Origin of the sequence: Legionella birminghamensis, from assembly GCF_900452515.1 — a bacterium.
Taxonomy (GTDB): domain Bacteria; phylum Pseudomonadota; class Gammaproteobacteria; order Legionellales; family Legionellaceae; genus Legionella_C; species Legionella_C birminghamensis.
In genome coordinates, this window is record NZ_UGNW01000001.1 from 1,978,546 (window position 1) to 1,992,900 (window position 14,355).

Below are 14,355 nucleotides of genomic sequence, written 5' to 3' on the forward strand. Positions count from 1 at the left end.
CATGACATTTTCAATAAACGATTTGCATTTAATCGCTAAGCTGGCTCATATTGATGTAGAAGCGGAAGAGATGAGTTCTCTGGCGGAAGAGGTTAATTCAATTATTGATTTTGCAGAGCAGATGCAAGAAATTGATACCGATCAAATCCTGCCGCTTTTTCATCCCATGGATATGCATCAGCGTTTTCGCGATGATGAAGTGAGTGAAAGCAGTTGTCTGCAGCAGTTGGAAGAAATCGCCCCATTATTTGAAGATACCCATTATCTGGTACCCAAGGTTATAGACACGGGAAAGCAGGATGTTTAAAAACTTACGAGAACTTATTTCTGCCCTGCATAGCAAAAAAATTTCCAGTGCAGAGTTAACCAACCATTATTTTGAACGCATTAATCAATATCAAACCTTAAACTGCTTTATCAATGTTGATTATGATGCAGCAATGCGACAGGCCAGAAAAGCAGACCAGCTAATTCAAAGTGGCGAGGGACAGCTGCTGACTGGCGTGCCAATGGCACATAAAGATATTTTCTGCACGACTGATTTTCCGACCACCTGCGGCTCTAGAATGCTGGCTGATTTCAAATCACCTTATGCTGCCACGGTAGTAAGTAAATTAGCAGGACAAAGTCCAGTATTGGTGGGAAAAACCAATATGGATGAATTTGCTATGGGCTCCACTAATGAAAACAGCTATTTTGGCCCGGTCAAAAACCCATGGAATCCATCCTGTGTCCCCGGCGGCTCGTCTGGCGGCTCGGCAGCGGCAGTAGCGGCTGATCTTATCGCATTCGCTACAGGTTCAGATACTGGCGGCTCTATCCGTCAACCGGCTGCTTTTTGCGGTATATCCGGTATTAAACCGACCTATGGCCTTGTTTCCAGATACGGTATGGTTGCCTATGCTTCAAGCCTTGACCAAGGCGGCCCCATGGCTCGGACAGCAGAAGACCTGGCCTGCATTTTAAGCGTCATGGCTGGATTTGATCCCAGGGACTCTACTTCTTGCCAGGTGAGTATTCCTGATTATTCAAGCAACCTGAATCAATCGTTAAAAGGATTGCGCATAGGTCTTCCCTCCTGCTTTTTCCAGCCGCAGGTCAACCCGGGGATTCAACAGATAATCAGACAGGCAGCCAGGGAGCTGGAAACAGCCGGTGCAATTATTGTGGAAATTGATCTTCAGTTACAATCCCTATGGGTTCCCTGCTATTACCTGATTGCATGTGCGGAAGCCTCCTCCAATCTGTCACGCTATGATGGACTGCGTTTTGGTTATCGCAGTGATAAAGCCGCCAGTATCGGCGAGCTGATTTCTGCATCACGCTCTGAAGGATTTGGAATTGAGGTAAAACGTCGAATCCTGACAGGGACTTATGCCCTTTCTTCGGGTTATTTTGATGCTTATTATCTAAAAGCCTTAAAAATACGTCGCCTTATTCAGGAGGAGCTGCTTGAGCAATTCAACAAGGTAGATATTGTTTTAGGCCCAACCACCCCAGGCCCAGCCTTTGAGCTAGGCACAAATAATTCAGATCCGGTGCAAAATTACTTGGCTGATATTTTTACAGTTGCCTCCAATCTGGCAGGAATTCCAGCCATTTCCATTCCTGCGGGACAAATGAATGGCTTACCCGTGGGCATGCAGCTCATGGCGAAACACTTTAATGAATCATTGCTGTTAAATGTCGCCCATCAATTTCAGCAGTTAACTGATTGGCATCAATACCGTCCGGCTCTGTGAGGAAACTTTTATGCAATGGGATACAGTCATTGGCCTTGAAGTACATGTACAGCTACAAACAAAATCCAAGCTTTTTTCAGGCTCAGCCACCCGGTTTGGTGCTAAGGCAAACACGCAAACCTCATTTATCGATGCCGGGCTTCCTGGTGTTTTACCCGTTTTAAACATTGAAGCAGTCCGTATGGCGATTCAATTTGGCTTGGCAATCAACGCCAATATTAATAATTTGTCTTATTTTGAACGCAAAAATTATTTTTATCCTGATTTACCCAAGGGTTATCAAATCAGCCAATATCAATCCCCCATTGTCAGTAATGGCCGCCTGAGAATCGAAACACCAGACAAACGCATTAAAGAGGTAGAAATTGTACGAGCGCATCTGGAGGAAGATGCTGGAAAATCGGTTCACGATGCGAATCCTGACTACACAGGTATTGATTTAAATCGTGCCGGGACAGCTTTATTGGAAATTGTCACCGCTCCCTGTCTGTATTCTATCGAAGAAGCCATTGCCTATCTTAAAATCCTGCATCAATTGGTGCGGTTTTTACATATTTGTGATGGGAACATGCAGGAAGGATCATTCCGCTGCGATGTCAATCTCTCGCTCAAGCCTGCAGGCTCCGAAAAGCTGGGTGTGAGAACTGAACTAAAAAATCTCAATTCCTTCCGTTTTATCGAGAAAGCCATTGCTTATGAACAGGCAAGGCATCAGGATTTGCTGGAAAATGGCCAGCCTGTTATCCAAGAAACGCGCTTATTCAATCCTGATACAGAGCGAACCTATGCATTACGTAGTAAAGAAAATGAGCAGGATTATCGTTATTTTCCCGATCCGGATTTATTACCCATTGACATTAAAACCCTGGATATTGAAAAAATCAAAAACAACTTGCCGCCTTTGCCTGAACAAATCAAAAATGAGCTGGCAAATCTTGAAAGTGTGAATGAAGACGATATCCAGTTTTTACTTTCTTCGCCGGATAACTACCACTTTTTTATGGAGATCATGAGAGAAATACCAGCGGATGGAAAATTAATTATAAACTGGCTTAAAGGTCCCTATCAGGCCTTGTTGAAAGAAAAACAGCTCGAATTTTCAAATCCGCTGATTTCAGCCCAACAAATGGCTATTTTGCTAAAGTATTTGAAGAATGCTGCAATTTCCAATAATCAAGCCCGTCAGATATTCAATAACCTGACTAGCCACCCTGAGGCCGATATTAATGAGCTGGTTGAAAAAGCAAAGGCCAATCAATCACAAAGCTCAGGTGAAATCGAACAGTTTATAAAAGAACTGATTGCAAAAAACCCTTCCCAGGTTCAAGAGTATCGGCAAGGAAAAGAGAAAATTCTTGGTTTTTTCGTGGGTCAGGTAATGAAATACTCTAAGGGACAGGCGGATCCAACCGAGGTTAATGCGTTATTAACAAAATATTTGGCTTAGGTCTGAGACCGTGTGGATAGAACCCGCGGCGCAGTCCATCGAATCCCCCGGGTATATGCCCCTTCGAATCCCCCGGTAATGCCCCTTCGAATCCCCGCGGCATCGACCGCGGGGCCCATGTCTAGTACTTTAAGTTTCGCAATGTTGCCAAATAGCGATTGAAAAGGCAGTTAAAAACAGGCCTTTTTAAAATTTTTCTTAATTAGCAAAACCGACATTCTCAATAGGCTTAGTGTGGGCCCGCGGTCGATGCCGCGGGGATTCGGAGCGGAAAAACACTTGTTTAGATACCTATGGACCGGTGCCGCTGGGATTCAAGACGCCCCGGCAGTGCGCACAGGGACCCGATTTTAGTAAGGCTTCACTATAACCGTTGTACCCACATCGATGAAGTCCTGGTTCAACCATTGAGCCGCACTGGGTAGAACTCGAATACAACCATGGCTGGCATTATAGTTAGGTACTTCATAAGCGGCATGAATTGAATAACCGCCGCTGAAGTGCATACAATAAGGCATTCTGGCGCCGCCGCCCGTTTCAATCGGATAAATACTTGAAGTACAGTCAGCCCCTTTCTTCGAATAAATCCGGAAAGTACCAGTCACTGTGCGGCAGGGTCGCCCAACGTCTTCACAGAAGTCTTTACCACCTGAAGCACTTCCTGTCTGAACCCGATTTCCCTGGGCATCATAAGCAGCCCATGCCGTTGCTTTCGGGTCAAAGATGAACACTTTACGTCCAGTTGCAGCCCGTTTTTCCGGGAAATAATTGCTTCCCTTGTTGTCTGATTTATAGAACGCCGTGTAATGGGTGTATCCTCCATCATCTACAATCGGCACCGAGCGATCCATTGAAGCGCAAGCTGCGGTTAACACCGAAAGCGATCCAATGACTAGTTGTTTTTTCATTGGTGTATCCTCCCTCTTTTTTTTTGTTATCGGGAGAATGAAAAATAGGTTTAGCTTTTTTTATAACTTTTTTTAACTAATTGTTTTTTTTATGGTCTTTAAGTTCATTTTGAAGATTTTTTTTGATTTGCGGTGAAAGCATGGCTAAAATGGCTAACTTCAGCTGCTCGTCACTGCATTCAAAACAACCACCGCGCGGAGGCATTGCAGAATAGCCTTCTTCAGTATGTTCAAGCAGCTTACTTAATCCCTGTTTTACCCTGGGCTGCCAATCCTTATCCTCTTGGCTAATTGGCGCACCCAAATTAATCATAGGCTTTTCTGCGTGACAAGTTGCGCAAAAATGCTGCACTATCTGCTCACCCTCCGCCGGGCTTCCCTTAATGTCCTCTAAAAACTCCTGAGGACGATGGCTTGCTGCCCAGGCGCTTTGGCTCAATAAAAGAATAATTATAAGTATTTTTGAACGCATGATTTTCCTCTTATATAACTAGCTCATAATTGGCCTGATTTTTGCTTTGCTCAATTCTTTTTGAAAGGTATTGTACATGATTTACCGCTTGCTGCTTGTTTTCATCTGTTTGTTTTTTCCCTTAACGAATTATGCAGAGGAACAATCCCTCGATCTACTGAGTCAAAAAGTAGAATCTTTTGTAAAAAAAGAATTGCAAAATCGGCAATACCATAATATCAGCATCAGTGCTGAAAACATTGATCAGCGCCTGCATCTGCAAAAATGCCCTTCAAAATACCTGGAAACGTTCAACCCCTATCCAAATATGGCAACACAGCATACAACGGTGGGTATTCGCTGCAAAGCGCCGGAAAATCACTGGACACTGTATGTGCCTGTCAAAATTACCATTTTAAAGGAAGTCCTGGTCAGCACCCATGCCCTGTCTAAAGGCGATGTTTTAACCAATAAAGATCTGCGTTTGCAAAAACAGAACATTAACTATCTCAGTACAGATTACCTTGATAATATGGACCAGGCAGTTGGGTTGGTTATAAAAAAGAATCTGCGTGAAGGGCAACTGATTAACCATAGCCAACTGCAAAAACCCTGTCTGGTTCACAAAGGTGAACAGATTGTTATTCAGGCGGTTAATGGGAATATCAAAATTGCGATGGCCGCCGTTGCACTGGCTGACGGTGCTTTGAATGAAACCATCAAAGTGCGTAATTTAACCAGTAAACGTATTGTGGATGCCCAGGTTGTTGATGTAAGGAAGGTCGAAGTAATGACCTCTTAATGCAATAATAATCAGTCAAGCAGACTACAAGAATATAATGACAACCCGTTTTTTTTATGATATAGCTAGGTCTAGAGATTTTATCTGTAGACCTTTTTTACAATTTTTTCCAGGATTTTCTAAAGATTTTTAAAATGGAACCGATAACTATGATGAATGTAATTGAGGACAATATTATGGTTAACTCCATTAACGATTCCCACAATTTTAAGCAGCTGGATCCCGAGATTAAATTAAAAAACGCCCAGCAAACCCTTCAAAATCGTGGTTCGTCTGGTGCCAGCAATGTCAGTTTGAGTGAAGCATCAAAACAAATTGCCATGCTGAAAAAATATGTAATGGACGCTGAAGCTGTCAATGAAGCGCGCATTGAGTTTATTCGAAGCCAGATTGCCAGCGGTCTGTATGAGCCATCAAGTAAGCAAATTGCTTCCAACATGCTTAGCCAAATGCAAGCTTTTTAAGGATAATAATGATTTCAGCACAAGCCTCCCAATTAATTTTATTGTTAAAAAATGAAATTAATTTGCTTAGTAATCTGTGTGAGGTACTGGTTCAGGAAAAAGATATCCTGCTAACAAGGCAGTTTGAGAATTTAGAAAAGCTTGCCAATCAAAAGGAATCATTGTCTGAACAATTAGAAACAAGCAGTAAACAGCGGCTTAATCTGCTGACGTCCCACCTTTCGGGCGAGAATCCAAAACAATCGCTGGAAATTTTCCTAAAAACCTGCTCTGCTGAAGAGGCGGCACAAATTAAACAATTCAACGAAGAATTAGCCAATCACTTAAACCATTGCCGCGAACTTAATACGGTTAATGGGCAAGTTATTGTTGCAAATATGAATACCCGTCAGGAACTCGTCCAAATCCTGCATGGACAAAATCCTGCCGAAGCAGTGAATACATACACCTCTTCTGGCGATTTACACTCCAAACCAGGCTCAAATCATCACGAACAAGCCTGATCAATAGTCTGTCTAAATTACTGCCAATGTAGAATCATTATTGCAAAGAATGCTCTGTAAATGTATTATTTGTTCGAATTAGAACACAGAGCTTATTCATGGCCAAGAACACTTTGTATAATTTTATCGACCTATATATTAACGGAAAAAAGGGATTAGCGAATGTAATAGCACTTAAACCGATGGAAACACGGGATAAGAAAAAATATTTTCTTTTGCAATTGAAGTTGTCCAAGGCGATTTATTTTAAATCGAATAAGCAAGTTCTTGAGCTTGTCGAGCATCATATCAGCATCTATAAAACCGAACACAGCTATGACCCTGCTTTAAGCCAATATCATTATACGGCGAAGTTAGAGGGCCCTAATAAAACGTTTTATACCCTCCATGTGTATTTTAATGAAAATGGCCAAATTACCAAAGCGCCTGTATTGAGTCTTATTGAAAATGAGAAGCCAAGCCCTGTACAAATTACAGAAAAAAAGGCCTGTCAATTTGTGGCACAGGCAGAAGCAGCTATCCGCCCCACTATCATGCAGCTAAATGCAGCCAAAATAGAGTGTATTGACCAGTTAAAGCGTCAATTTGAAGAGGAGGATGAAAAAGCAACCGCCCTTTCTACCGATCTTAAAAGCAATGCTGTCCAGCACAAACTGGTCATCCAAAAAATGATAAACCTGGCCAGGCAATTGAATCCTCTTTTCAAGCATGAAAAATATGCTATGTCAGCTCAAATGCTTGGGGAATTGCAATACAGTCCGACGCCTGAGAGAAAAAAAGGCTCCCTTTCCGTGCAAGAAACCAGCCGGGAGAAAAAGCCAACCGCCCACCAGGGACGTCCTAAAATTACTCCACCAATAAAGACATCACACAAAGCTAAAAAAGATCCTGAGCAGGATTTCAGCAAAGAATTACAGCAGTTAAGAAGGAAATTTGCGAAACTTAAACCAGAAGATCCTGGATCATACGCTGAAGCGCTCTGCCATTTGTTTGCGGATACAAATCAATTATCCGTAATCAGTATTGAATCCAATCCCTCAAAAACGCTCTTGGGTGACTTGGCCGCATTGCGCTTGCAAATACAATCCCGAGGAAAAAAACTGCTTAAACAGCTGCTGGTTCAAGAAAATTACCTGCTTGCAAACACTCTGTATCCTTTTCACTTCACCTTGGAGCATGGCTTAATTAATAATGCCTTAAGCACTGGTAATGCTAATTTGCTTCATTTTTTAATCCAATGCGGAGAATATGATTTAAATACTCAACCGATTCAGATAAACCAAACGGAATACCCCTCCGCAATGCATTACTGCCTCAGTGCGTGCCATACGGGTATCGACATGACTGCTTGTTTTAAAACCCTACTGGAACATAATGCCTCTTTACTGGTTCCTGATAATACCGGCATACCGCTTGCCCATGTCATTTTAAAAGATCTCAATCATCCTCTCAGGGAAACATTACTGGCAAGTAAAAAACTGACCAGGGATTTTTACTTCAAATTGGTAGGCTATCTGGATCGCCATCTTTCAGACGCAAGACTAAGTGAAGAGGAAAAGAACGTACTGCTCATTGACATTGACGTTTATCATAATCGCGCCCAATCCCTGCTCCTGGCCGATGAACTCCATGACATTGCTGCTGTATCCTCTGTAACAAATATGACTAAGTTGGCAAGCTTCATAGGCAGCGAATGGACTTACAAGCTTGAAAGGGAACCCGCTATTATTTCTGCTAATCGAAGATTTAACGAGTTTGTCCTGGATTTATCGCGAAAACGGGTACACGGTAACGAAAACCGCAAACGAAGAATAAAGCAAATGATTGAGCAGCTTTTATCAAGCTTTCCCGATCATATTGCAACACTGGATTATGAGGCTGTCATCAAATGGCGGTTAAACCTGCTTAATAATGCCCATAAACTCTTTTTGGAAATGGATTCGTTTATAACTCTTGCTCCAGCTGGCAGCCGACGAAAAGTCTGTCAGGCGGGACAGCAACTGTTAACTCAATGCGATGCATTATTTGAAGCAGCTACAGAATATACGCCGCAAAATAGATATTCTTTTTACTTTGCCGCCTTAAATGGCTCGATTGTATGCCCGATACGGGACAATAACGAAACAGTGGCGGAAAGCAATGCGTCCTTAGAAAGCCTGACTAATCCGTCGTAGCGAACAGAGTTAGGCAAGGGATAGCATGTAATTTTATCATTTTGGGGCATTCCCTAATATAATTAGATAAGGATAGCTAATTAATGCTTATAAAATGAAAGATAAAAACAAGCCTCATAAAAGTAAGAGCGAAGGAATATTCACAAAGCAACAGGGATCTACTCAAATAGAAAAGGGTACCTCTGAAATATCTATTGTGAAGAGAAAGGAGGAGCAAACACAATCCGGGCGTTCTTATGTATACAAAAAAGCTTTCACTCCTGAATTTAGTGAAATAGAAGCTTTTAACGGCCTGTGTTATCGAATGCTACTCGGAGAGCATGCTGCAAAAGTAAGGGGAGTCCATGATGATTCGAATGTTACAGTTGCGGTTATTTCAAAACTCATTCCTGAGTACTTATCTTTTTACAGCTATTACACACAGAATGAAAAAGTCGGACTAAGCACAGACGATTTCATTAAATACAAGTTTCCTCAAATTTTAGTAGCAGCTTATTGCGAGGAAGAAAATGACCTAAACGCAGATAATTTTGGGTTTGGACGCAACAAGGAAGGTCAAATAATTTCAGTTAAAATAGATCATGGTGACAGTACATATCCTGTTGTATCCGAGCAAAGGGATCTCCCTGCTAAAAATCAATTTATCATTACTACAAATGATATAATAAACTTTCCAAAATTAACTGACGCAGGTCCGGCAATCTTCGTCCATGAATATCCTAAAAAATTATTAGATGTTGATGAGTTAGTTGATAATAAAGATTTTATTGCTCAAAAATACTATAGCTTTCTGAAACGCATTCTTATTGATGACCAGAATTACATAGAAATAGCAAGAGCAACGGTCAGTTCGGAAACATTAAGGCAACAACTTATTGCAAATAAAATTGAAAGAACCGCCCTATTGACCTCAACACTAATGGCTATTCCAGAATTCAGGCATTTTGTTAATCAAAACCCTTCAGTCATACGACAGATAATTAAAGAATTTGAAGAATTTAATGATGAAATTAGAAAGCCGGAGGACAAGCTTTTAAGAATCGATACCCAACAAGTCTACTCCAGATTTTTAAAAATTGCCCAAATTTGTAAAGAGATGGAGCTCACTGCATCTGACAGTACGGATACATCCGAGAAATTAAGCGAAGAACAATTAATTGCCTTATCAAACCTTTCCCGAAATTTAGAGGAAATGGAATTAGAAATAAATAACCTCGATAAAGTAATCTCGACAATAGGTGAAACTGGTGTGACTCCCAGTTTAGCTCCACCCGCTGCGCTTCCAGATAAATTCAAGGTCAGGACTAATATTATTAAAATCCCGACCAATGAGCGAGAGGAAAATATTTTCGCTATTAATGCCGTATTAAACAATGATGATCTTATGAAAGGACGGGATGGCAACACCCCTGCCATTATTCTGGAAATACGCAATATAATGGAGGATATTGATTGTTCAGATGATAAAAAAATTGCTGCGGCCATTATTGAAATAAAGGATCGGATAAATCAATCCGATGAAAAAAATCATAGCAATAATACCCTGGAAGTTATTAATGTATTCAGTCAACCGGGCCATATTAATTTCAGGGTGATTAGAGAGTCTTTGTCAAAAAATAAATCGATGGAAACAATAATGGCTCCAATTAAAGTAGGAATGCATTTAAACTAGTTTGCATTGCCTGTTAGAAAGAGCCATTATTTATTCAGTTGCCAATCTCGGCTTATTTGGCCTGCATTCTTAATGCACCATCCAGACGGATGACTTCACCATTAATCATACGATTCTCAATAATGTGCATCACCAAAGCTGCAAACTCCTCCGGCTTACCAAGACGCTTTGGAAAAGTCACAGTGGCAGCCAATCGCTCCTGAACCTCTTGCGGCATATTCAATAGCAAAGGTGTAGCGATTAGTCCTGGAGCAATGGTATTGACACGAATTGCATGCTCAGCCAATTCTCTAGCCGCCGGCAGGGTCATGGCAACCACCCCTCCCTTCGATGCGCTGTAAGCCAGTTGGCCGATTTGCCCTTCAAAAGCGGCGATTGAGGCTGTGTTGATTATGACTCCCCTTTCTCCAGTTGCCTCATCCAAAGGAAGACTGATCATGGCTTCGGCAACCAGCCTCATCACATTGAACGTACCCACCAAATTAATATCAATAACTTGCCTGAATGAAGCAAGCAGCATGGCCCCCTCTCTGCCAATCATTTTCTTGGCTGGCGCAATACCTGCACAATTGATGCATATGCCGGGCACTCCCAACTGCTCGATGCTTTGTCGCAAAGCCTCTTTTACTTCCGATTCAGAACTCACATCACAGGAAATCGCAAAATCACCCTCATCAGTACTTGTTTTATCCCAAACAGCAACTTTGGCCCCTGCATTTTTCAAAGCCTGGACGCAGGCTAATCCCATACCGGATGCCCCGCCTGTTACAATGGCAACTTGATTATTCAGACTCACAGTTGTTCCTTATTTCAAATATTGTTGACTTAAGCGTTTAAATTCAGGGCTCCCCGCCTTTTCCACCCATTCGAAAAATACCATTTCAGAAGTAAGCAGCTGGATTCCAGCCTGTTGCATGCGTTTCAAAGCATATTTCCTGTCCAATTCTTTACGGCTGCCCACCGCATCGATAACTACAGATACTTCATATCCTGCCTCGTTTAAGTCCATTGCTGTCTGCAACACACAGACATGGGCTTCAATGCCAATTAATACCATTTGTTTTTTTTGCAGGTTTTTTAATGTTGAAATGAAAGCGGGATCCCGGTAGCAGGAAAAATAAACCTTTTCAAAAACCTCAATACCCCCTACTCCCTGTAGATCCTCCACCGTATGGCCTAAACCTGATGGGTACTGCTCTGTTACCAGACATGGGACTGATAAATTACCAGCCAGGGACATCAGCCATTTGCAGCGATCAATGATCGCCCGGGAATGCTCAATTAAAGGAGCAAGCTTCTTCTGTACATCCACTAATAATAAACATGAGTCTTCTTTTTTTAATAACATTTGAACTCCTTGTAAATATGGATCCCGCGTATAAAACGCGGGAAATCGACCTCTTTAAAAATTTTTTATAAATCCCCGCGGCAACGACCGCGGGACCCACCTGATGCCTATTCAGGGTATCTGTCTTGTGCCTTTTCATTCTCTATTTTTTAGCAATAATTGCAAACTCAAAGAGCATTTTCGGCCACCAGACATGGGCCCCGCGGTCAAGCCGCGGGGAATCGTAGAGCGAGCGCGAGACTCGTGTGGCGTCCGTACCAGTAGTTACTCCCATCTCATCTCAAAGCGCAGCTAATGTCAAATAGTTTGACTAGCCGGCACTGTTTCGTTACAATGAAGTAATGTTCTATTACACTAATACACTATTATGAAATCACATACTCATTCCAAACATTCTCATCATCATTTAATGCAGGCTATTTGTTCTCTACAAAATGAAGACGAAGCAACCGCCTTCTTCAATGATCTCTGCACGCCTGCAGAGCTAGAAGCGATGGCTGATCGCTGGGAGGTTGTTCCTTTATTACGAAAAGGCCTGCCATATAGAACTATTCATGAACAAACAGGAGTCAGCGTTACCACCATTACCCGCGTGGCGCGCTGTCTTGGCATGGGAAGCGGTGGTTATTTACTGATTTCAGAGAGGTTAGATCAATCATGACGAGAAGACTGCGTTTAGCGATACAAAAAAAAGGGCGGTTAGCCAAAGAGTCAATCGAATTGCTTAACCGTTGCGGATTAAAATTTCGCCTGCGGGAAAACGCCCTGTTATGCCATGTTGATAATTTCCCAATCGATTTACTTTTGATTCGCGATGATGATATACCAGCACTGCTTTTTGATGGTCTTTGCGACGGCGGCATTGTCGGAGAGAATGTATTATTGGAAGCAGCACTTGCCAATCCCGGTAAAAACTATGTAATTCTCCAGCCTTTAGGCAGTTGCCGATGCCGTCTCTCCATTGCAGTACCTGAATCATTTGATTACCGTGGGCCAGGATGTCTGGATGGGAAAAGGATTGCGACCAGCTATCCCCTACTGCTTAAAAAATATCTTAATGAGAATAAATTGTCTGCTGAATGCCTGAGTTTGTCGGGGTCGGTGGAAGTGGCGCCAAGGATGGGGATGGCAGATGCCATCTGTGATTTAGTCTCCAGCGGGCAAACACTGGAGGAAAACAAGTTAATCGAAGTTGAAACGCTTTTAAACAGTCAGGCCTTATTCATTCAATCGTCCTACACCATTCCTGAGGAATTACAAAACTTGCTGATCATGCTTAAGCGCCGCATTGAAGCAGTGCAGCAGGCGCAGGAGAGAAAATATATTCTGTTTCATGCGCCGACAGAAGCCCTGTCCAGTATCTACGAATACCTGCCCGGCGCTGAAAGTCCGACGATTATTCCCCTCCCGGCAAATCCCGGGAAAGTAGCCGTCCATGTAGTGTCCAGCGAGGGTGTTTTCTGGAATACCCTGGAATCTATTAAGGCCATGGGAGCCAGTTCAATTCTGGTTTTACCCATCGAAAAAATGCTGGAGTGATCATGTTAAAAATTATTAATTGGAATAGCATTTCCGAAACGGAAAAGCAACAAACGCTCGAAAGACCTGTATTATCAAATCCCCCTTACGAGCAAGTCAGAGAGATCATTGATCAAGTCAAAGCCCAGGGAGATCGCGCCCTGATTGAACTCACTTCGAGGCTGGATGGTGTCGATCTCAGCGCTATTCAGGTTGAAGCAGCAGCGATAGAACAAGCCGCTATTAACCCAGACGCCTTTGCCGCAATCAACGAAGCGATTAATACAATTACAACTTACCACCAGGCTGTATTGCCTCGTCCACAAATAATTAATACTGCCAGGGGAATCAGTATAGAGAAGGTTTATCGACCCATTGAGAGGGTTGGCCTTTATGTGCCAGGAGGAAACAACAGCCCGCTTATTTCTTCATTACTGATGCAGGCAATTCCTGCAAAAATTGCAGGATGTCCAATAAGAGTATTATGCACGCCTCCTGATAAAAAAGGTTGCGTTAATCCCAATCTGCTGGTTGCCGCACGGCTCTGCGGAATAAACACGATTTATAAACTGGGCGGCGCTCAAGCCATAGCAGCGATGGCCTATGGAACTGAAACGGTGGCCAAGGTTGATAAACTATTTGGCCCGGGCAACAGCTTTGTCACTGAGGCTAAAACCCAGGTTTCAATTGATCCCCTAGGAGCCGCCATTGACATGCCCGCCGGTCCCTCAGAAGTGATGATAACTGCTGATCAATGGGCTAACCCGGAGTTTGTTGCGGCCGATTTATTATCGCAGGCAGAACATGGAACAGACTCACAGGTTTTTCTGCTTTGTGAGAACGAAACATTTGCCTGCTCCGTGCTGAAGGCCTTGCTGCGCCAGATCGACGACCTGCCCAGGCAGGCGATTATCCAGCGGTCATTGGGGAAAGGAAGCATTATCATTTGTAAATCGCTCAAAGAACAATTACAAATAATTAACCACTATGCACCCGAACACTTGATTATTAACCGGGAAGATTATCAGGACTGGATTAACGGCATTACCTCAGCCGGCACTGTGTTTCTGGGTTCCTGGGCGGCAGAAAGCATGGGAGACTATATTACCGGCAGCAATCATGTCTTGCCGACCTTTGGCTATGCCCGCACAGGAAGCGGCTTGACTACCGCTGATTTTATGAAATCCATGACCATTCAGTCGATTAATGAATCAGGGCTGCTTGGTTTGGGAAAATATGCGATGACGCTTGCAAATCTTGAAAACCTAGAGGCGCATGCCAATGCAATTAAACTTCGTTTAGAGTCTGTTTCCAGTGGAGAATAAT

At 42.8% G+C, this 14,355-nt stretch carries 15 protein-coding genes; 11 read left to right on the plus strand and 4 right to left on the minus strand.

Annotation, left to right across the window (positions count from 1 at the left end):
* Position 1 precedes the first annotated feature (1 nt).
* The 3 genes from gatC to gatB are packed head-to-tail and all read left to right on the plus strand — an operon-like array spanning position 2 to position 3,189.
* Complete coding sequence (gene gatC, locus DYH42_RS08410) at positions 2-307, plus strand: Asp-tRNA(Asn)/Glu-tRNA(Gln) amidotransferase subunit GatC (RefSeq protein WP_058522434.1); 306 nt, start codon at positions 2-4, stop codon at positions 305-307.
* Positions 300-1,742: an Asp-tRNA(Asn)/Glu-tRNA(Gln) amidotransferase subunit GatA gene (gene gatA, locus DYH42_RS08415; protein WP_058522435.1), complete on the plus strand. Its 1,443-nt coding sequence runs from the start codon at positions 300-302 to the stop codon at positions 1,740-1,742. The genes gatC and gatA overlap by 8 nt, the downstream gene beginning before the upstream one ends.
* 10 nt (positions 1,743-1,752) lie before the next feature.
* The gene (gatB, locus tag DYH42_RS08420) at positions 1,753-3,189 is read left to right on the plus strand and encodes an Asp-tRNA(Asn)/Glu-tRNA(Gln) amidotransferase subunit GatB (RefSeq protein ID WP_058522436.1); all 1,437 of its coding nucleotides are present in this window, start codon (positions 1,753-1,755) and stop codon (positions 3,187-3,189) included.
* Between the two features lie 350 nt (positions 3,190-3,539).
* On the opposite strand, the gene DYH42_RS08425 is transcribed toward gatB, so the two are convergent.
* Both DYH42_RS08425 and DYH42_RS08430 read right to left on the minus strand, forming a co-directional pair.
* A complete protein-coding gene (locus DYH42_RS08425; protein WP_058522437.1) occupies positions 3,540-4,097 on the minus strand; it encodes a L,D-transpeptidase in 558 nt (185 codons plus the stop codon).
* Between the two features lie 76 nt (positions 4,098-4,173).
* A complete protein-coding gene (locus tag DYH42_RS08430; protein ID WP_058522438.1) occupies positions 4,174-4,569 on the minus strand; it encodes a c-type cytochrome in 396 nt (131 codons plus the stop codon).
* 76 nt (positions 4,570-4,645) lie between these two features.
* On the opposite strand from DYH42_RS08430, the gene flgA reads away from it, so the two are divergent.
* The 5 genes from flgA to DYH42_RS08455 all read left to right on the plus strand — a co-directional run bounded on the left by flgA (position 4,646) and on the right by DYH42_RS08455 (position 10,163).
* The gene (flgA, locus tag DYH42_RS08435) at positions 4,646-5,350 is read left to right on the plus strand and encodes a flagellar basal body P-ring formation chaperone FlgA (protein WP_058522439.1); all 705 of its coding nucleotides are present in this window, start codon (positions 4,646-4,648) and stop codon (positions 5,348-5,350) included.
* A gap of 149 nt (positions 5,351-5,499) precedes the next feature.
* Entirely contained in the window at positions 5,500-5,814 is a 315-nt protein-coding gene (flgM, locus tag DYH42_RS08440) for a flagellar biosynthesis anti-sigma factor FlgM (protein WP_058522440.1), read from the plus strand.
* An 8-nt stretch (positions 5,815-5,822) separates the two neighbouring features.
* Positions 5,823-6,317 carry a flagella synthesis protein FlgN gene (locus DYH42_RS08445; protein WP_058522441.1) on the plus strand — a complete coding sequence of 165 codons (495 nt, stop codon included), beginning with the start codon at positions 5,823-5,825 and terminating at the stop codon, positions 6,315-6,317.
* Positions 6,318-6,415: 98 nt separating this feature from the next.
* Positions 6,416-8,491: a hypothetical protein gene (locus DYH42_RS08450; RefSeq protein ID WP_058522442.1), complete on the plus strand. Its 2,076-nt coding sequence runs from the start codon at positions 6,416-6,418 to the stop codon at positions 8,489-8,491.
* A gap of 94 nt (positions 8,492-8,585) precedes the next feature.
* The gene (locus tag DYH42_RS08455) at positions 8,586-10,163 is read left to right on the plus strand and encodes a hypothetical protein (protein ID WP_058522443.1); all 1,578 of its coding nucleotides are present in this window, start codon (positions 8,586-8,588) and stop codon (positions 10,161-10,163) included.
* Positions 10,164-10,215: 52 nt separating this feature from the next.
* On the opposite strand, the gene DYH42_RS08460 is transcribed toward DYH42_RS08455, so the two are convergent.
* Both DYH42_RS08460 and DYH42_RS08465 read right to left on the minus strand, forming a co-directional pair.
* Entirely contained in the window at positions 10,216-10,959 is a 744-nt protein-coding gene (locus DYH42_RS08460) for an SDR family NAD(P)-dependent oxidoreductase (protein ID WP_058522444.1), read from the minus strand.
* 9 nt (positions 10,960-10,968) lie between these two features.
* The gene (locus DYH42_RS08465) at positions 10,969-11,511 is read right to left on the minus strand and encodes a hydrolase (protein WP_058522445.1); all 543 of its coding nucleotides are present in this window, start codon (positions 11,509-11,511) and stop codon (positions 10,969-10,971) included.
* Positions 11,512-11,878: 367 nt separating this feature from the next.
* Between DYH42_RS08465 and DYH42_RS08470 the strand changes: the two genes are divergently transcribed.
* The 3 genes from DYH42_RS08470 to hisD are packed head-to-tail and all read left to right on the plus strand — an operon-like array spanning position 11,879 to position 14,354.
* Complete coding sequence (locus DYH42_RS08470; protein ID WP_058522446.1) at positions 11,879-12,172, plus strand: YerC/YecD family TrpR-related protein; 294 nt, start codon at positions 11,879-11,881, stop codon at positions 12,170-12,172.
* Positions 12,169-13,050 (plus strand): ATP phosphoribosyltransferase, encoded by an 882-nt coding sequence (gene hisG, locus DYH42_RS08475; RefSeq protein WP_058522447.1) that lies wholly within the window; start codon positions 12,169-12,171, stop codon positions 13,048-13,050. Before DYH42_RS08470 ends, hisG begins: the two co-directional genes overlap by 4 nt.
* 2 nt (positions 13,051-13,052) lie before the next feature.
* Complete coding sequence (gene hisD / locus DYH42_RS08480) at positions 13,053-14,354, plus strand: histidinol dehydrogenase (RefSeq protein ID WP_058522448.1); 1,302 nt, start codon at positions 13,053-13,055, stop codon at positions 14,352-14,354.
* Position 14,355: the final 1 nt, after the last annotated feature.